Source organism: Pseudomonas arsenicoxydans (assembly GCF_900103875.1).
GTDB classification, from domain to species: Bacteria; Pseudomonadota; Gammaproteobacteria; order Pseudomonadales; family Pseudomonadaceae; genus Aquipseudomonas; species Aquipseudomonas arsenicoxydans.
In genome coordinates this window covers 3658947-3676371 of the sequence record NZ_LT629705.1, presented here as the reverse complement: position 1 = coordinate 3676371, position 17425 = coordinate 3658947, and the positions used below count along the sequence as shown (strand labels likewise).

General features: G+C 62.7%; 12 protein-coding genes. 4 read left to right on the top strand and 8 right to left on the bottom strand.

Features of this window, described 5'->3' with window-relative positions:
• Positions 1-87 precede the first annotated feature (87 nt).
• The 7 genes from BLQ41_RS17220 to BLQ41_RS17190 all read right to left on the bottom strand — a co-directional run bounded on the left by BLQ41_RS17220 (position 88) and on the right by BLQ41_RS17190 (position 12555).
• Positions 88-1041, bottom strand: coding sequence for a peptidylprolyl isomerase (locus BLQ41_RS17220; RefSeq protein ID WP_090182678.1), 954 nt, complete (start codon positions 1039-1041; stop codon positions 88-90).
• Between the two features lie 14 nt (positions 1042-1055).
• Positions 1056-2606 (bottom strand): cytochrome c/ABC transporter substrate-binding protein, encoded by a 1551-nt coding sequence (locus BLQ41_RS17215; RefSeq protein ID WP_090182676.1) that lies wholly within the window; start codon positions 2604-2606, stop codon positions 1056-1058.
• Positions 2607-2615: 9 nt separating this feature from the next.
• Positions 2616-3236 carry an SCO family protein gene (locus BLQ41_RS17210; protein ID WP_090182674.1) on the bottom strand — a complete coding sequence of 207 codons (621 nt, stop codon included), beginning with the start codon at positions 3234-3236 and terminating at the stop codon, positions 2616-2618.
• Positions 3233-3889, bottom strand: coding sequence for an SCO family protein (locus tag BLQ41_RS17205; protein WP_090182672.1), 657 nt, complete (start codon positions 3887-3889; stop codon positions 3233-3235). The genes BLQ41_RS17210 and BLQ41_RS17205 overlap by 4 nt, the downstream gene beginning before the upstream one ends.
• A 13-nt stretch (positions 3890-3902) precedes the next feature.
• The gene (locus tag BLQ41_RS17200; protein ID WP_090182671.1) at positions 3903-5855 is read right to left on the bottom strand and encodes a YncE family protein; all 1953 of its coding nucleotides are present in this window, start codon (positions 5853-5855) and stop codon (positions 3903-3905) included.
• 71 nt (positions 5856-5926) lie between these two features.
• A complete protein-coding gene (mnxG, locus tag BLQ41_RS17195; protein ID WP_090182669.1) occupies positions 5927-11743 on the bottom strand; it encodes a manganese-oxidizing multicopper oxidase MnxG in 5817 nt (1938 codons plus the stop codon).
• A gap of 203 nt (positions 11744-11946) precedes the next feature.
• A complete protein-coding gene (locus tag BLQ41_RS17190) occupies positions 11947-12555 on the bottom strand; it encodes a lytic transglycosylase domain-containing protein (protein ID WP_090182668.1) in 609 nt (202 codons plus the stop codon).
• A 195-nt stretch (positions 12556-12750) separates the two neighbouring features.
• On the opposite strand from BLQ41_RS17190, the gene gspG reads away from it, so the two are divergent.
• The 3 genes from gspG (at position 12751) to BLQ41_RS31145 (ending at position 15176) form a co-directional block, all read left to right on the top strand.
• Positions 12751-13185, top strand: a complete 435-nt coding sequence (gene gspG / locus BLQ41_RS17185; RefSeq protein ID WP_090182666.1) for a type II secretion system major pseudopilin GspG — start codon at positions 12751-12753, stop codon at positions 13183-13185.
• A gap of 14 nt (positions 13186-13199) precedes the next feature.
• Entirely contained in the window at positions 13200-14387 is a 1188-nt protein-coding gene (locus BLQ41_RS17180) for a type II secretion system F family protein (protein ID WP_090182664.1), read from the top strand.
• A 150-nt stretch (positions 14388-14537) separates the two neighbouring features.
• The gene (locus BLQ41_RS31145) at positions 14538-15176 is read left to right on the top strand and encodes a hypothetical protein (RefSeq protein WP_167360490.1); all 639 of its coding nucleotides are present in this window, start codon (positions 14538-14540) and stop codon (positions 15174-15176) included.
• A gap of 78 nt (positions 15177-15254) precedes the next feature.
• Here the strand turns inward: BLQ41_RS31145 and BLQ41_RS17170 are convergent, their stop codons facing one another.
• Entirely contained in the window at positions 15255-16151 is an 897-nt protein-coding gene (locus tag BLQ41_RS17170; RefSeq protein ID WP_090182662.1) for a LysR family transcriptional regulator, read from the bottom strand.
• Positions 16152-16313: 162 nt separating this feature from the next.
• On the opposite strand from BLQ41_RS17170, the gene BLQ41_RS17165 reads away from it, so the two are divergent.
• Positions 16314-17333 (top strand): alpha/beta hydrolase, encoded by a 1020-nt coding sequence (locus BLQ41_RS17165; RefSeq protein WP_090182660.1) that lies wholly within the window; start codon positions 16314-16316, stop codon positions 17331-17333.
• Positions 17334-17425 lie beyond the last annotated feature (92 nt).

Below are 17425 nucleotides of genomic sequence, written 5' to 3'. Positions count from 1 at the left end.
ACTTTTATCTCAGGAACTCCATCCCCCAAAGGCGGGGAAGCACTCGGAATTGCCCCTGAAGCTTTCCCCACATTTGGGGGGAAACCTTCAATCATCGTCAATCCGCTCGATTCGATTGCTCGATCGAAGCTTCGCCAGAACCTGGAGACGAGCCTGAGCGTTTTGCTGTCGGGCAAGGTACGCCCGAACCATTTCAAGCCCCTGAACTTCTGAGACATCGGCTGCCTCCTGGTGGTTCTGTAGGTAGATCAAATGCCAACCCAACGGGGTACGCACCGGTGCGCTGACCTCGCCGGGGGCCAGGGCAAACGCCGCGGCGTCGAACGCCGGCATCATGCGTCCGCGAGGAAAATAGCCCAGATCCCCGCCAACGGTGGCCGTCGCGTCTTCGGAACCGGTCCGGGCCACGCTGGCGAAGTCCTCGCCCTGAGTCACTTTCACACGCATCTCTTCTAAGCGTAGTCGGGCGGCTTCAACTGTGGCGGCATCGGCTCCCTGAGGCACCTTGATCAAAATATGCCGTGCCTGGATCTGTTCGGGGCGGCTCATTTCGGCGCGATGTTCCTCAAAGAAAGCACGGACCTGCTGTTCATCCGGCTCCGCCACCCGGACCAGATCGGCAAACACCTGCTGCGCGGCCAGCTCACGGCGGGTGTACTCGGTAAAACCGGCCTCGTCGAAACCGGCATCGGCAAGACGGCGGGCGAACACCTCGGCACCGCCGATGGCCCGGCGGGTCTGGTCGATCTGGGTTTGCACCACCTCGTCACTGATCACCACCCCGCGCTTGAGCGCTTCCTGCCACAGCAACTCCTTGTCGATCAGAGCGTCCAGGGCTTTCTGGCGCAATTGCTTGTACGCCTTGGGACTGCGAATGCTGGCCACTGCCCGCCCCTGGTCCTCCAGGAATTCAGCGAAATAGCGCTCCAGGCGGAACTCGGAGATTTCCTCGCCATTGACCCGCGCGGCAGCCGGACCGTTATTGCACAACGCCACGGGGACCCACATCGTGAGCAGGATCAACAAAGCCTTGAGTTTCATTGTCAGGCCTCCGGTCAGGGTGTCGCGGCAATGGGTTTGTAAGGGGCCACCAGATAGAAGCGCTGGTCGGGTAAATCGACGGTGACGATATGGGCACCGTTCAAGCCCAGCCGGCGCCCCGGTCCGAAGCTGATCAGCGGGGTCAGCCCTGTGTCGAAATCGTGCAAGCCTTCCAGGGCGTTGATCAGCTTCTCGCGGCTGGCGTCGCGCCCGGCCTGCTTCATGCCTTCACTCAACAGCAGCATCGAACTGTAGGCACCGACTTGCAGCACCGCGTGCTCACCGCCAAGCCCCTGATGTTCGCGCAATTGCGTCAACGCCAGGCGTCCGGCCAGCGTCCAGTCACTGGGCACGAACGGATACGCCAGAAACACCCGCCGGGAAAAATCACTGGGCACCTGAAACAGATCGCCAGCGACCTGATTCGACGCCGCGAACAGGTACGGCACCTGCCCCGCCGTCTGCAAGCGCTCGGCCAGTCGGCTGAAACCGCCGCTGCTGCCCAGGTAGAACACCGAGCGCGAGCCCAACGGCAGTTCGTCCTGCGCGGAGTTGTAGGCTTGCAGCCGTACTTGCTGCCAGGCGTGGTCTTGCAGGTATTGGCCGAGGGTCTGCGCCGCCAGGCGTTGGCTCGGCTCGTCCGGGTAAGTGATCAGCGTCGGTCCCTGAAGCACGCGCAAACTGCTGGTGGCGTAGTCGGCCAGGGCGAACAGTTGCTCACGCAAGCCCGGCAGCGGTTCGAAAATCTGCCGACTGGCCTGGGGCGAGCCCTGCAGCGAGAGCGGCCCGATCAGCGGAACCCCGGCGCTTTCCAGGCGCTCGACCAGTTCCGTGTCGAGCGCCGGTGCCAACGGCGCGATCAGGGCGAACACCTGTTCCTGCCCGATCAAGCGCTCCAGCGCCTGCTCGGCACTGGCACGATCGGGCCCTGGGTCGAGGATGGTCAGGCGTAATTGCCGGCCATGAATGCCCCCCGCCTCATTGATCCGCGCCACGCAGCCCCTGAGCACCGCCGCCACCGTGGCGCCCTCTTCACTCAACGGCCCCTGGCGCGGCAGCAAGGTACCCAGGTGCAAAGTGTCGGCACTCAGGCCGGGATCGCGGTCATCGGCCACACGTTTGAGGTAGGCCGAGAGGTTGCGCTGATCATTCATCGACAACACAAACCGCGGCATGGCCGGGTCCAGTCGATTGTTGGCCGAGTCGCGTCCCTCCTGGATCGCACGGGCCAATGTGCCCTCGGTGTAGGCCGGGTAATCGCGGCCATTGACCTGCTGCTGACCGTAACTGCTGGTAAGACGCGACCAACTGATGTCCGGCGGCCTGACCCCACCCTCGGGCCGCCCCTGACCGTCGGCGCCATGACAATTGGCGCACGGCAGGCTGGTGGCTGGCAGCAGCATATCCGCCGCACCGACCCTGGCCATGATCGGCTCACCGCTCGCCGACACCCCTTCGCGGTACAGCCGTTTACCGGCGCTTTCGCTGGGGCTCAGTGGCAGCGCATCGGCGGCAAGGCTGATGCCGCCAAGGAGGAGCAGGCCGAGGACGAGGGAGGTTTTCATGGCCCGGACTCAACGGCCGGCCACGGGCATTGTCAGCAACTGCAAGCGCTGGGCAATGGCGGCAGCCGGCGCATCGGGACGAATCTTGCTCCAGCGTTTGTTGGCCACGTCACCCACGATCAACTGTGTTGAATGCTGCTCGGGGGTCGGCACGATCTGGCCGATGCGCCCCAGTACAAGGTCCATTTGGGCCTTGTCGCCGGTAAGAAAAAGCCAGTGAGGACCATCGACGCCCTGCTTCAAGGTGTAAGCCTTGAGCACCGCTGGCCTGTCCTGCAGCGGATCACTGGTAAGGGAAATAAAGGTGATGCCATCGGCCTTGTCGCCCAGCAACTCACGCACTTCCTTGAGCTTGCGGGTGATCAGCGGGCAGGCATCGGTGCAACTGGTGTAAATCACGTTGAGCAGCACCACACGGTTTTGCAGCGCATCGCTGTAGAAGCGCAGGGTGTTGCCGTTCTGGTCCTGCAACGGTGTGTCGGTAAACCAGGTTTTCGCATCATGAGTGCCGGTCGCCGGTTGTGCAGCGGCGACAGCCGGCGCGGGCTCTGCGTGTTCTTCATGGGAAAACGCGAGGAAGCTGATCACGCAGAAACACATGGTGAGGAAGATCAACGCGAGCGCTTTCATGGCTGTTGCTCCATGGCTATGGCGGTGTGTTTGGCATGGGCGTTGCGCTGGCCGCTGAGTTTCTCGACTTGGCGGGTCAGCACGGCCGGATCGGTGAAGCCGTAGTAGCGGGTCCAGTGGCGGCTGTTGCCGTCGCCGACGAGGATCAATGGCTGGTGGCTTTTGAAGTCGCCGCTGAAGGTGCCGAGGCCCTTGAGGGTTTCAGTGATCGATTGCGCGCTGCCGGTCAGCCAGCTCCAGCCCGGGCCGCGCTGGAAGTTGCGCGCGTAGTCGTTCAGACGCTTGGCGTCATCGCGCTGCGGGTCGATGCTGATCGACACCAGTTGCACTTCACCGCCAACCCGCGCGCCGAGCTGTTTCTGCACCTTGCCCATGATCGAGGACACCACCGGGCACACCGTGGTGCAGCTGGTGTAGATGAAGCTCATGACCACGATCTTGTTGGTCACCAGGTCCTTTTCAAGACGCACCGGTTTACCGTTCTGGTCCACCAGCGCGACGTCGGCGAATTTGACCTGGGCGCTTTCCGACGTGGCGCTCTTGGCCGGCATGTCATGCCCGGAATGCTCATCCGCCGAGTGCGCCAGGGCTTGACCGATACCGGCCGCCAGCAGGCAGAACGTCAGCAGTCCACGGTGTGCGAATCGCTTCATGTCGGTTTCCTCTTCAGTGGACATCGCCGGGCAACACCCGAACGCTGGCAAAGGTCGTGTCATCGAAATTCGCGCCCAGGGACGACGCCCGCACGTGCAGGTACCAGGCGCCGTCCTGGTCGAGGTTCACCGGGGCTTCGTAAATGCCGTTGCCCACTTCCAGCGCGGCGACTTGCTGGGCTCGGGACGTCGGGGCGCGGAAATAGCGCACCTGAACATCCTTGACCCCGCTGCGCTGCGCCTTCTGCTTGCCTTCGACGATGCGAAAGCGCACGACATAGGGACTGCCGAGGGCGGCGGTGGACTTGTCGAGCATGAACTCCACTTTCGGCACGCCTGCGTGCTGTTCAAGGTTCTTGTCCGGCTCTACCAGCGCGGTGAAGCAATGAATGATGTTCGGCTGGTTGAGCAGGAACGCCACGTCGAAGCGCCCCGCTGCCGGCAGCTTGATCCGCGCGCTGTACAGCCCTGGCTCGACTTCACGCAGGCTGCGGTCGATGACCATCGCTGCACGCGCCACTTGCCCGCGATTGGGGTAACCGGACATCGGCGCGTTCATGCCTTCGGCGTAGAAATAGGTGGTGTTGTCCACCGGGTTGACCACGAACACCGCATTGTCATCGCGCGACACCGCCAGGCTCGAGGCCAGTGGCAAATCACCAGCCAGCCGTGGCGCCTGAGGCCCGGCTTCAAAACCCTGGCTGATCGGCGTGCGCCCTGCCCCGAGTGACGACAGGTTGATCATCGTGACCTTGGCCGATGCCAGACCACGCACATAGGCATAAGCCTTGGTGAACACCACTTGGTAGGGTTCGGCGGACACGTCCAGTTCATGGATCAGCGAATCGGTGGCCGCATCGATCACCGCCACCTGGTTTTCCAGGGTGTTGAGGACGATGCCGAAACGCCCGTCGGCGCTGAAACCCATCGGGCCCAGGCCCAGCTTCATCTTGATCACCCGGCGCACGGCGAGGCTGCTGGTGTCGACCACGGTGACAGTGCCGTCCTGGCCATCGGCGACATAAATCGCCTGGGACAGCGGCGAGTACGCCACCGACAGCGGGTGCGAACCGGTCTTGAGCTGTTTGCTCAGGGTCAGGCTGGCAATCTCGATAATGCTCAGGGTGCCGTCGTCGCGGTTACTGACGAAGGCGTAACGGCTGTCTTTGCTGAAAGCGATTTCATGGTGCCCGGCACCGGTGGCCAGGTGTTTGAGCGGCTTGAGGCTGCGGGCGTCGATCACCGTGACGCCGGATTCCTCGACGGTTTTGGCATTGTTGCCCACCCACAGCAGGCGCTCGTCCGGTTGCAACGCCACGCGCACCGGGTTGCTGCCGGCGGCGACCGAGTCGAGCAACTTGAATTGGGCGCTGTCGATCACCGCGATTTCATTGGCCGTCGGCATGGAGACGAACACCCGCTTGTTGTCCTTGGGGGTGACCCAATCCATCGGCGGCTGCTTGATGTCGATGCGTGCCAGGGTGCTGGTGATGCCACCCACCGAGACCGAGGGATCGACCACCGAAACGCTGGCGTCGCGGCTCATCACCAACAGGAAGTAGCTGTTGAGGTCGAGCATCGGCCGTGCGCCGATACTCGATTTGAGGAAAACCCCGACCCGTGCCTTGCAGCTTTGTTCACGGCCCTGGGCCTGGTCGGCGGCGACGGTTTCCGGGTCGAGCCAGGCGCCGGGGTTCACCCCCGACAACGGCTGGCCCGAGGCACTATCGGTGACCCGGAACTGCACGTCGGCAAACTCGCCTTCACGCAACACGCCGTCTTTGGCCAATGGCTTGACCTCAAGTGCCACCGACACACCGTCACGGGAGAGGTTCTGAGCGCTCCAGGTGTCCGGCAGGGCAACCTCGCTCAGCATGCTCGGCGGCGCGGTGCGCCAGATGCCGAAGCTGATGAGCGCCACCGCAACGACCAGTACGCCAACGGTGGTTTTGATGGTCCTGTTCATACGACTCTCCCCTTACAGATCTGTGTCTGCCTTATCCCTTGTGGGAGCGGTGTCGGCCCCCATCCCTCGTCTTACGGCGCCGGCGCCGGTTCGGGCTCGTTGGTCACCCGCAACAATCCCCAAAGCCCTGCGGTGTTGCCGTACGCGCCGTAGTCGCGGAACAGGTAGTCGCCCGGTATCGCGTTGCTGCCGCCGGCGCTTGGGTGCATGAAGCTGAAGTGCGCCGCTGGCAGGATGCTTTCGTGGGCGCCGATGTACATCGACATCGGGTTGTAGCCGAAGCGCACCGACCCCACGCCAGGGGTGGCCATCGGATAACCACCGGTATCGCTCTTCTCCGACTGGAACGGGTTCACCGACCAGACGTGACCATCGAGCTGGAAGGTCGACCCACGGCTGCCACCGGTCGGCATCAGAATGTGGGTGCGGAACGGTTGCCCCGGTTTCACATAGAGCACCGGCGTTTGTGGATCGCCACCCACCAGCGCGTTGCTGAAGGCCATGTGCGCGTTGGGAACATCGCCGTAACCATGACCGTCGGCGTGGCCGAATGGCGCGTCCGGTGGCAGGCCGAAGCGGAACCACATCGGCTCGGTCTTGTAGTTGATGGCCATGCTCGAGTTGTCCTGCGGATCCGTCGGCACACCGGCTTCCGAGGCAATGCCTTCCACCGGACGACCGTTGGCCCAGCGCATGTTCAGCGCCTTCTGCCAGACCATCGCGAAATCGCGGTAGGTGGTTTGCCCGGGGGCGGTGACGGTCGCCGAGACTTTGCGTGCATCATCGACCCAGGTAGCGCCGATCGGCAGGATGCTCATCGCCCCCCCGAGGCCTTTTTGCGGCTGCTTGATCACGTCCGCCGGGGTGAAATTCAACCCGCCGAACTCCACAGCCGTGGCGTTGATGTTGTCGACGCTGCGGCCCAGCTGCGAGATCGGCTTGCCTTCGCGCTCCAGGTGCCCGGCGTAGTACTGATAGGTCCGGGTCGGGTATGCCCCGGTGCTGCCCACCCGTGGCGGCACGGTCTGGATCGGGTTGGTGCCGACGTTGGTGCCGTCGGATTTGGTGATGTCGTACGCCAGCAATTGTGCATGCAGGCCCACGGTGCTGGACGGCCGCATCAGGTTATTGCTGAAGGTGGTCGAGCCCTCGCCATCGTTGCGATCGCGCTTGACCATGCCCATCACCGTCGCGGTCTGGGTCAGGTCCGGCATCACGCTGGGCAGGCGATTTTCCAGGGTGATGTTGATGCAGTCACCCGCCGTCGCGCGCAGCACCAGCGGTTCGACAGGCACACCGGGTTTGAGCTTGCCGGTGACCGGATCGAGGTCTGACTTGCGCACATACAGGATCGCGGTCGGGTCGTGCAACGGACCGCTTTGCCCGCCAATGGTAAACGTCGTGCCGTCCTGGGGATCACTGACCGTGACCTGAGGAATATTCACAGCCCGCGAGTTGTACACCAGGGTACCGCCCGCTGCATTCAACGGCCCGCCGACGTGTTGGCCGATCCCGGCCGGGTCGGCCATGGACAGGTTCAACGGATTGCCAAGGATGTCATTGGCCAGCGCGGCAACCACTTCATAGTTGCGTTGCACCGTCGGCCGGGTGCCGATGCCGTTCGGGTTGGCGCTGATCCGTGGGCAGACGCCGTCAAACGCCACGGTGTTGCGCACACCGGCGGGTTTCGGGTTGTTCGGCAGCGCGAACAGGTCGCTACGTTGCGCGGTGTAGTTGCGCATCACGCCCCAGATCCCGCTCCAGTACCCTTCCAGCGAAGCGTCCATCGAGTACAGGTAATCGCCCGTGGTCGCCGCCGAACTGGACATCATAGAAACCGGCGCAATGAAGCCCATTTGCTCGGAGATCCCGATCATTTGCGAAGAGCGCCAGCCGGAGTTGGAACTGTTGCCGTAACCGGAACCGCTTTGCAGCCACTTCACGCCATGCAGGGTCACGTTGTGCTCTTCTTCGTGACCGCCGGCATGCACCCGCAGCCGCACGTTGTCACCGGTGTAGGTGCGCAGCATCGGGGTGAACGGGTCACCCGGTTCCGCGCCGCCACGGTTGATGTGCGGCGGGAAGAGCGTGGTGCCGCCGGTTGGACCGGTGGCGGCGGTGATCAGGTTCGGCGCCAGGTTCATCGCCGGGATCGCTCGGTCGGTGCGGCTTTGCATGGCGTACGCAAGGTCACCGCCCAGGCCGTCGGCCTGCATGCCACGCTTGCCGTCCGGGCCGACCTTGTTCGGGTCATACACCCGCAGGGCCAGCGGTTCGTTGCGGTAATTGACCACGAACATGCCAGGGTCATCGACCGAGATGGCTTGTGGGCACGGCCGGCTTGGGCAGCCAGGCATCAGTCCACCGCGAGCTTCGACCACCTGTTCAAGAAGGGTCTCGGCGTCTTTGCGCACTGGCGGGTTGATCGCGTAGCGGAAGCTGTCCGCGGTGGCCGGAAAGGCTTGCGCATTGGGCACGCCGTTGGGGCCGGCGCCGACGTACACCCCGGCTTCATAGGCGTGCTGGAAGTCACTGTATTCGAGGAAGAACTCACGGAAGCTGTCGTTCTTGCCGTCGCCGTCCAGGTCACCGGTGGACACCACCGCTTGCCATGACGTCGGCCCGCCGTCCTGCCGTGCGCCGCTGTACAACGGCTCGCCGGTTTCGGCGTGGAACCAGGTCGAACCGGCCGGTTCTGCCAGCACGGTGGCGTACAGGCCAATCTGTTGGTGAGTCGATGGGCCGAGGTGGTCGTGGGTGAAAATGGTCCCAAGGCCGCGGTCGACGCCTTTGCTGTTCACCACCGGATCGACAAACCAGCGTTGCATCGCAGTGCGCGCACCAAGCCAATCGGCTCGGCCAAACTGGCCGAAGTACGGGTGGTTCTTGGCTTTCGGACAGGCCGGCGTGCCGTCACGCGGATCGGTGCCTTGGCACTGGTTGAACTCGCGAATGGCATGGATACGTTCTTGCACGGCCCCCGGGGAAAGTACGCCGTCTTCGTAGTTCCAGCCGTTGGCCGAACCGTCGGCGGCCGTCAGGTCCCATTTCGGCAGGTGGATGTGCTGACCGATTACGTCGGTCGGTGTGCGCACTTGATAGTCGTCCATTTCATAGACGGCTGGCACCAGGTTGGTTTGCTGGTACTGCACGCAGTCGAAGGTGTTCATGCGCATCACCAGCGGCTCTGGCGGACGCTGCTTGGTGATCACCGGCCAGGCGTCTTCCCACAGCGCCAGAATGCGCGCTTGCGGGAAGTGGTAACCGACCTTGTTGTAGACCGCGTCGAACTGGATGTTCGCGGCTTTGTAGATGCGCGGCCGGTCGGCGGTGAAGGTCGACGAGCCGCTGTAGGACATGCCGTCGATACGCTCGCCACTATTGAACTCGCCGATTCCGGCACTGCTGGTCAGGCGTTTTTGCCGATCGTCCATGCACGGTTCGTAGTACGGCGCGCCGGCCATGGGCAATGCACCGTTGGTGCGGAAGTTGCGCGCCACCACTTGGTTGCCCGGCAGCACGGCGAAGCTTGGGTGTTCCTTTTTGGCGTGGTACGCCATGGCCGCCTGTTCGACTTCAGTGCCTTCTTCAGGCACGTAAAGCGGCTTGGCACGGGTCACTTCCTTGGAGAAATCCAGGGACGTGGTCACGGTGTGCGCCTGGCCACCGGAGGAAAATCCGCCCAGCGAATGACGCCCCAGACCGCCGTCCCAACCACCGGACTGCGCCGGATCGAGGTTGGCCCACAAGGCATTGCCGCTGCTTTTCAGGGCCTGCGCCTTGGCGGCGTCGAGCATGTCCAGCGGTGGGGTTGGTGGGCGTTGGCCAACCGAAGTTTCCATGCCGCCGATCCAGAACGGATAGCCCGGGTTTTTCAGGCTGCCGTCGGCATTGCGATTGGCTTCGCTGCGGTCCACCAGCGCCAGGGAACCGATAGCCTGAGCGCCGCCGCTGCCGCCGTGGTGTTCACCGTCGTCATCCGCCTCGTCGTCATCGCCACCGGCCACCAGGGTTTCGCCGATTTTCGGCACGATCGCGACTTTGCCTGGCATCGGCGCCATCGCTTTGCCTGGCAGCGGCACGACCGCAGGAATCGGCGTACCGGCAACGATTTCACCATCGGGCAAGGCCCGGGCACCGGCAGCCGGTTTACCGCTGCGCAAGGCATAAGGTTCGCTATGGAAACCGTCGGCGCCCTGTTGCGAGACTTCGAGCCTGGTGCCTTCTTCGAAGACATCGTGCACCCGCCACATGCTCCACATGCCCTGGGCAAAATGCGGATAGAAGTGGCAGTGGTAGATCGCATCGCCGGAAACGCGGTTGCGGTTGCCTGAACCGCCGTTGGCGATTTCATAGGTGTAGCCAGCACCCGGGCCGATGCCTTGGGCGTCGACATAGTCGGAGTTGTCGTCGTTGGGGTTGAACAGCCATTGGTGGCCGTGCAGGTGGAAGATGTGCTGCTCGTGGCCGTTGTGGGTGTTGCGGAATTTGACGAAATCGCCGATGTAGCTGTGGTTGACGTTGGACGGCTCGGACGGATACAGCGCCATGGTCGCTTTGACCCCGACCTGATCGGCGCGCGGTGTTTCACCGGGGCGAATGCCTTCCAGACCGGCGTTGGCCGGCACGTCCACCAGCATCGCGACGTCGCCCACGGTGTGCGAGCTGAGGAAAAACTCTTCATAGGCGCAGGACAGGCAATCGTGCATCGGCCCCACACCCAAGCGGTTGGCGAGAACCTCGGCGCCCATGCCGCCGGAGCCATAGTTGATCATGAACGCATCGCGGGTCGGCTCCAGCACGTGGGCCATGACCGGGTCCGCCCAGTAAGCGGGGAATGCCTGGGTGGCAGCCGTTTCATCCTGGAACTGCGAAGCGAAATCACGGAACGGCTCCAGGCGGTTGGGAATCGCCGGGTTGCGTTTGCCGATGGCTTCCAGCGGATAGGTTGATGGCGGGAAGCTGCCATCGGCGTTGCTGCCCATCACAATCGCGTCGCTCTCGCTGGAGATGATTTCATTGCCGTCGACCATGCTGATGATCGGCGTACCGGCCTTGCCTTCACGGATCCACGGTTGGCGCTGCGGGTAGCGCGCCTGGTAATCGACGATCGGCTGACCGGCCGGCGTGCGCCCGACACTGGCCAGGCGCATCTCTTCTTCGGTGACGGTGTTGCGGTAGGTGCGACCGCCCTTGGGCACGACCACCACCTGACCGAACAGGCCGTTGGCAACGTTGCCCGCATCGCCTTCACCACCGAAGGTCGCGCCACGGCTGCTGGCCGCGAATGCGCCTTCGCGCTCGGCGTACAAGGTGTAGGAACGGGTGCCGCCGGGAGCGATCAATGAATTGGCGTTGCGCCCGGTGTACGAGGCAATGTCATCGATGCTGTTGACCGCTTGCATGCCGTTGACCTGGAAGCCGACATGCCGGTCGGTGACTTGCTCATCGACTTTGAACTGATCGACGTCGCCGACTTTGATTTCGCCCTCGACACCACCATCGGCGTTTTCGTGGCCGCCGGGGTTGGCCTGGTAAGCCAGCAGGTTTTGCAGGTTGATGGTCAGACAGTCACCGGCGGCCACCCGCAACACCAAAGGACGCGGACGCTTGTCTGGCCGCAGCGAGACTTTGCCCGGCACTGCCGCGCCGCCCTGGGCCAGGGACATATTGTGGTCGTCGACCACGTCACGCCGCAGGGCGAACATCATGCCGTTGGCGTTCTGCGCACCGAGGCGGTTGAACATCAGCGGCTGGTCCAGGGCCACGACATTGGCCACCAGATTACGCTCGCAGCGTGCGGCGGCTTCTGCCATCTCGATGCCAAACATTGGCGCTAGAAACAGCAGCAGGTTAAGCAGGTGATGAGCGTGGGGTATGCCGGTCATGATCACGGGCCTCGCTGTGGGTGCTCACAGGGAAAATCTCGACAAAACCCTTTGAGCAAACCGCATGCCATAAATAATTCAGTTGTATTTCAGCTACTTAGCGCAACGACTTAATAACTCGGGGGATATTCCCCACTTATTCCCCACTTTTCGGCCCGGTCGTTGTTGCCCCAAACCTGGGGGAACATCCCCAAGCCTGCCGATCACAACGGCGCGTCCACGGCCAGGCCCTGCAAGCGGCGGTATTGGCGCAGCACGCTGGGCACGTAACGCTGGGTTTCGGCGAACGGCGGAATCACCCCGCCACGGCTGAGCACCGCTTGCGGCCCGGCGTTGTAAGCCGCCACGGCGAGGGCGATGTCGTTGTCGAACAGGGTCATCAGGCGCTTGAGGTATTTGGCGCCGCCCTGGATGTTGGCTTTCGGGTCGTAGACATTCTTGACCCCCATTTCCCGGGCGGTCTCAGGCATCAACTGCATCAGCCCACCGGCGCCTTTGGGCGATGTCGCATCCGAGTTGTAGCGGGACTCTTCCCGGATCACCGCGTGCAGCAGCGCCGCCGGTAATTCATTGGCCGTGGCAGCCGCCGAAACCAGTTCGGCATAGGGCTGCCGCGCAATCATCTGGGGCTGCTGATCAAGGCTGACCAGCGCCTTTTCCGGCTCATGAATGACCCGCTCATACGTGCGGCCGGGACGGTGAACGTTGGACAGCACGTAGCTGCCCTTGGCGTCCACGGAAACGAACACATCGGCCTGGACGACGCTGGTCAGCAGCAAGCAGCCGAGCAGCCCTGTGGTGAGTGTTTTCATTATTTTTCCTCCCCTGCCCGGCCCCGAAAAATGGGGGTATTGCCCCAATGGCCGGTAGTGAACCAGCCATACGCAAGCACTGTGCCGAAAGCGCAAAGCTCCGTAATACGGGGCTTTCACAAGGATGGATGGGGGTGAGCATGGCAATTGCATAGGCCTTCATGGCGACCCTTCTGCCGACTGTGTGAGGTCATCATGAATCAGCGTTTGCGTTCCGCCCCGCGTACTCAAAGCGGGTTCACCCTGCTCGAACTGTTGGTGGTGCTGGTGGTGCTGGGGCTGTTGGCCGGCATCGTCGCGCCGAAGTATTTCGCCCAGCTGGGCCGCTCCGAAGTGAAGGTGGCCAAAGCGCAAATCGAAGGCCTGGGCAAAGCCCTGGATCTTTACCGCCTGGAGGTCGGCCATTACCCGTCGACCGAACAAGGTTTGCAGGCGCTGATCACCGCGCCCAGCGATGAAACCAAATGGACCGGTCCTTACTTGCAGAAAAAATTGCCGCTGGATCCGTGGGGCCGTAGCTACACCTACCGCTACCCCGGTGAAAACGGCGAGTACGACTTGCTGTCCATGGGCAAGGACGGCCAACCCGGCGGCGAAGGCGAAAACGCCGAAATCACCAGCTGGCAGTGACGGGAGAGGCGACCATGCGCTTTCATCTCAAGGCCGTGGGCAAGGCCGGTGTGGTCTCGATGACCGTCGAGGCTCCCGGCCACAGTGAAGCCCGGCGCATCGTCGAAGACCAGGGCCTGCGGGTGGTCAGCCTGCACGTCGAGCGACACTGGCGCGCGTTGCGCTTGCAGAAGCGCGAGACCTTCAATCTGGTTTTGTTCAGCCAGGAATTGACCACGCTGCTCAACGCGGGCCTGCCGCTGATCGATGCACTGGAAAGTTTGGCGGAGAAAGAAACCGCGCCACAGGCCCGCAAAACCTTGAGTGAACTGGTGCGCCTGCTTTATGAAGGCAAATCTTTCTCCCAGGCCCTGGCACAGTTGTCGGCGGTGTTCCCGCCGTTGTATGTGGCGCTGGTGCAGTCCAGCGAGAAAACCGGCGCCGTGGGCGATGCCCTGGGCCGCTATGTCAGCTATCGCCAGCGCATGGACGAAGTTCGGCAAAAAATCATCAGCGCGTCGATCTACCCGCTGCTGTTGCTGGTGGTGGGCGGTGGCGTGGTGTTGTTTTTGATGGGCTACGTGGTGCCGCGCTTCAGCCTGGTGTTCGAAGGACTGGGGTCGAACCTGCCGTGGCTGTCGCAAGTGCTGATGAGCAGCGGGATGTTCCTGCATGCGCACCAGGGCGAATTCTTTGGCGCCTTGCTGGCAATCATCGTCGCCCTCGCCTTCCTCCAGCGCCAACCGGCCTTTCGTCGGGGCGTGGACCGCGTGATCGAAAAACTCCCGGCGGTCCATCAGCGCATCTTCATGTACGAACTGGCGCGTTTCTATCGCTCGTTGGGGATCCTGCTGCAAGGCGGCATCCCGCTCGTCACTGCCATGGGCATGGTCCGAGGCCTGCTCACCGTCGCCTCCCGCGCACGCCTGGACCAGGCCTGCGAACGGGTACGCGAGGGGCAATCGCTGTCCACCGCGCTGGAACTCAACCACCTGGTGACCCCGGTTTCCCTGCGCCTGCTGCGTGCGGGCGAACAGTCCGGCAACCTCGGCCAGATGATGGAACGCAGCGCCGACTTCTACGACGAGGAAATCAGCCGCTGGATCGAATGGTTCGTGCGCTTGTTCGAACCCTTGCTCATGACCTTCATCGGCCTGCTGATCGGGGTCATCGTGATCCTGATGTACATCCCGATTTTCGAGCTGGCCTCAAGTATTCACTGACCCTCTGGAACGGGGTTGAGTTGTACCGTTCATCGCTCATCCAAGGTGCAACTGAATTAATCGGCGCGCTGTGGTGTTCACCCAATGAATCGAGCAGCACGTTGCATTGTTCATCAACGTTCCAACCTGAATAAAAAGACGGAGAACGACATGCACATCAACAAGCTTTTACTGGCAGTAGCGATTGGCGCAGTTCTGTCGGCGTCTACCGTATTGATACCGGACAGTCTGTCCGGTGTGTCGAGTGCTCAGGCCAAGGATGGTGGTAGTGGCGGCGGAGGCGGCGGTGGTTCTGGCGGTGGTGGGGGCGGCTCTGGCGGTGGCGGATCGGGCGGCGGCGGCGGTGGCGGCAATGGCGGCGGTGGATCCGGCGGTGGCGGTGGCGGTAATGGCGGTGGTGGATCGGGCGGTGGCGGCAGTGGTGGAAGCGGTGGCGGCGGCAATGGCGGCGGTCACGGTGGAAGCGGCAGTGGCGGCAACAGTGGCAGCGGCGGCAATAGCGGCAGCGGTCACAGTGGCAGCGACCATGGCTCGGGACACTCCGGCGACTCGGCCTCATCCGGGCGCAGCGGCTCTCACTCCGAAGCGGGTGACGATCACGGCGCTCATCGCTCAGGCGAAATGGGTGATGACCACGGCGTACATCGCGCTGGCGAAATCGGTGATGACCATGGTGTCCATCGTGCCGGTGAAATCGGTGATGACCATGGCGTACATCGTGCCGGTGAAATCGGTGATGACCACGGCGTTCATCGTGCCGGTGAACCCGGCGATGATAAAAGGACCTGATAACCACTGATCGAAAGATCACTACAAAACCCTGTGGGAGCGGGCTTGCCCGCTCCCACAGTGGAATTGTGTTTGGCTCTACAACACACCTTCAGCCTGATCCAGCCGCTCACGCAAAAACTCGATCAGTGCCTGCACCGGTCGCGAACTCTGGCGATGCTGCGGGTACACCGCCGATAAAGTCAGTGGCGCCGGACGAAACTCATCCAGCACCGGCACCAGTCGGCCATCTTTCAGCGCCGAGCCGACAATGAACGTCGGCAGGTAGGTAACCCCCATCCCGGCCACCGCCGCATCCCTGAGCAATTCGCCGTTGTTGACGCGCATCCTGCCCGTTACGTTGACCGTCAGCGGCTTGCCCTGCCCTTCGAAACGCCATTGCACCTGTCGACCGTGGCCGTAGGGCAGGCAATCATGGCTGTGCAAGTCTTCGGGTTTGAGCGGCGTGCCGCGCTCGGCCAGGTAAGCCGGGCTGGCGCAATACACGCGCTGGATCGCGGCGATGCGGCGCGCAATCAGCGTAGAGTCTTCCAGGGTGCCGATGCGCAGCGCCAGGTCGTAACCCTCACCGAGCAAATCCACCGGGCGGTCGCTTAAATCCATCTCCACGGTGACGTCGCGATAGCGCTGCAAAAACAATGGCAACAAACACCCCAGATGCGCCAGCGCAAACGACAACGGTGCGCTCACCCGAATGGTCCCGCGTGGCTCGGTGGTCTGGCCGGCGATGCCCTGCTCCACTTGCTCGACTTCGCCAAGCAGGCGCAAGGCCGACTCGTAATAACTCTGCCCCAGTGGCGTGACGTCCAGCCGCCGCGTGGAACGGTTGAGCAAGCGCACGCCCAGGCGCTCTTCAAGTTGCATCAAGCGTCGGCTGACGAACTGCTTGGACAGCCCCAATTGATCCGCTGCCGAGGTGAAGCTGCCGGAGTCCATGACCTGGCAAAAAATACGCATATCTTCGAACGGGTTCATTGTCGCGCCCTGGTTGACAGTCAAACACTTTATAGCCGCTTTTTCCTTTTTCGGCACCCCATTAATCTGTGTCCACGGTGTTGCTGAGGCCTGAACGACAGAGCCGGCAGCAACCTGACCCTTAGGTACTCAACGTCGAAAAACTTAAAAAGGATTTACCCCATGAACATCGTCAAAAAAACCCTGACCGCCTCCCTCCTCGCCCTCTCCGTCGGCAACGCTTTTGCCGCGGGCAGCCCGGGTGTCGAACACACCACCCAAGCCTTCCTCGAAGCCCTGGCGGCCGGCGGTGGCAAGCCGCTTGAACAGCTGAGCCCTGTCGATGCCCGTGCGGTTCTGACCGGTGCGCAAAACTCGGTGAAGGTTGATCTGTCGGGTGTGGACGTCAGCGACCGCGCTATCAAAGTCGATGGACAAACCATCAACCTGAAAATCGTGCGGCCAGCCAAGGTCAAAGGTGAGTTGCCAGTGTTCATGTTCTTCCACGGTGGCGGCTGGGTGTTGGGCGACTACCCGACTCACCAGCGCCTGATCCACGACCTGGTGATCGGCTCCGGCGCGGTCGCGGTGTATGTCGATTACACCCCGTCGCCGGAAGCGCACTACCCGACCGCGATCAACCAGGCCTACGCCGCGACCCGTTGGGTGGCCGAGCACGGCAAGGACATCGGCGTCGACGGCAAACGCCTGGCGGTGGCCGGCAACAGCGTCGGCGGCAACATGGCGGCGGTCGTGGCCTTGATGGCCAAGGAACAGAAAACCCCGGCGCTGCGCTTCCAGCTGTTGATGTGGCCAGTGACCAACGCGCAGTTCGACAGCGGTTCGTACCAGCAATTTGCCGAGGGCCACTTCCTCACCAAAGGCATGATGAATTGGTTCTGGGACAACTACACCACCGACCAGGCCGAGCGTGCGCAGATCCATGCCTCGCCGTTGCAAGCCAGCGCCGAGCAGCTCAAAGGCCTGCCCGCCGCACTGGTGCAAACCGCCGAGTTCGACGTGTTGCGTGACGAAGGCGAAGCCTATGCCCGCCACCTCGACGCCGCCGGTGTGCCGGTCACGGCGGTGCGCTACAACGGCATGATTCACGACTTCGGCCTGCTCAATCCGCTGAGCCAGATTCCTGAAGTGAAAGCGGCGGTGCGTCAGGCGGCACTGGAACTCAAGACTCATCTGAACTGAGTTTTCCTCTCCTTCGCCACACAGGAGCTGTGTAGGAGCTGTCGAGTGCAACGAGGCTGCGATCTTTTGATCTTGTTTCTTAAAAATCAAAA

Bases quoted from the DNA above. Each gene is read 5' to 3' on its own strand.
- BLQ41_RS17220 (WP_090182678.1), bottom strand. From the start codon at position 1,041: ATGAAACTCAAGGCTTTGTTGATCCTGCTCACGATGTGGGTCCCCGTG.
- BLQ41_RS17215 (WP_090182676.1), bottom strand. From the start codon at position 2,606: ATGAAAACCTCCCTCGTCCTCGGCCTGCTCCTCCTTGGCGGCATCAGC.
- BLQ41_RS17210 (WP_090182674.1), bottom strand. From the start codon at position 3,236: ATGAAAGCGCTCGCGTTGATCTTCCTCACCATGTGTTTCTGCGTGATC.
- BLQ41_RS17205 (WP_090182672.1), bottom strand. From the start codon at position 3,889: ATGAAGCGATTCGCACACCGTGGACTGCTGACGTTCTGCCTGCTGGCG.
- BLQ41_RS17200 (WP_090182671.1), bottom strand. From the start codon at position 5,855: ATGAACAGGACCATCAAAACCACCGTTGGCGTACTGGTCGTTGCGGTG.
- mnxG (WP_090182669.1), bottom strand. From the start codon at position 11,743: ATGACCGGCATACCCCACGCTCATCACCTGCTTAACCTGCTGCTGTTT.
- BLQ41_RS17190 (WP_090182668.1), bottom strand. From the start codon at position 12,555: ATGAAAACACTCACCACAGGGCTGCTCGGCTGCTTGCTGCTGACCAGC.
- gspG (WP_090182666.1), top strand. From the start codon at position 12,751: ATGAATCAGCGTTTGCGTTCCGCCCCGCGTACTCAAAGCGGGTTCACC.
- BLQ41_RS17180 (WP_090182664.1), top strand. From the start codon at position 13,200: ATGCGCTTTCATCTCAAGGCCGTGGGCAAGGCCGGTGTGGTCTCGATG.
- BLQ41_RS31145 (WP_167360490.1), top strand. From the start codon at position 14,538: ATGCACATCAACAAGCTTTTACTGGCAGTAGCGATTGGCGCAGTTCTG.
- BLQ41_RS17170 (WP_090182662.1), bottom strand. From the start codon at position 16,151: ATGAACCCGTTCGAAGATATGCGTATTTTTTGCCAGGTCATGGACTCC.
- BLQ41_RS17165 (WP_090182660.1), top strand. From the start codon at position 16,314: ATGAACATCGTCAAAAAAACCCTGACCGCCTCCCTCCTCGCCCTCTCC.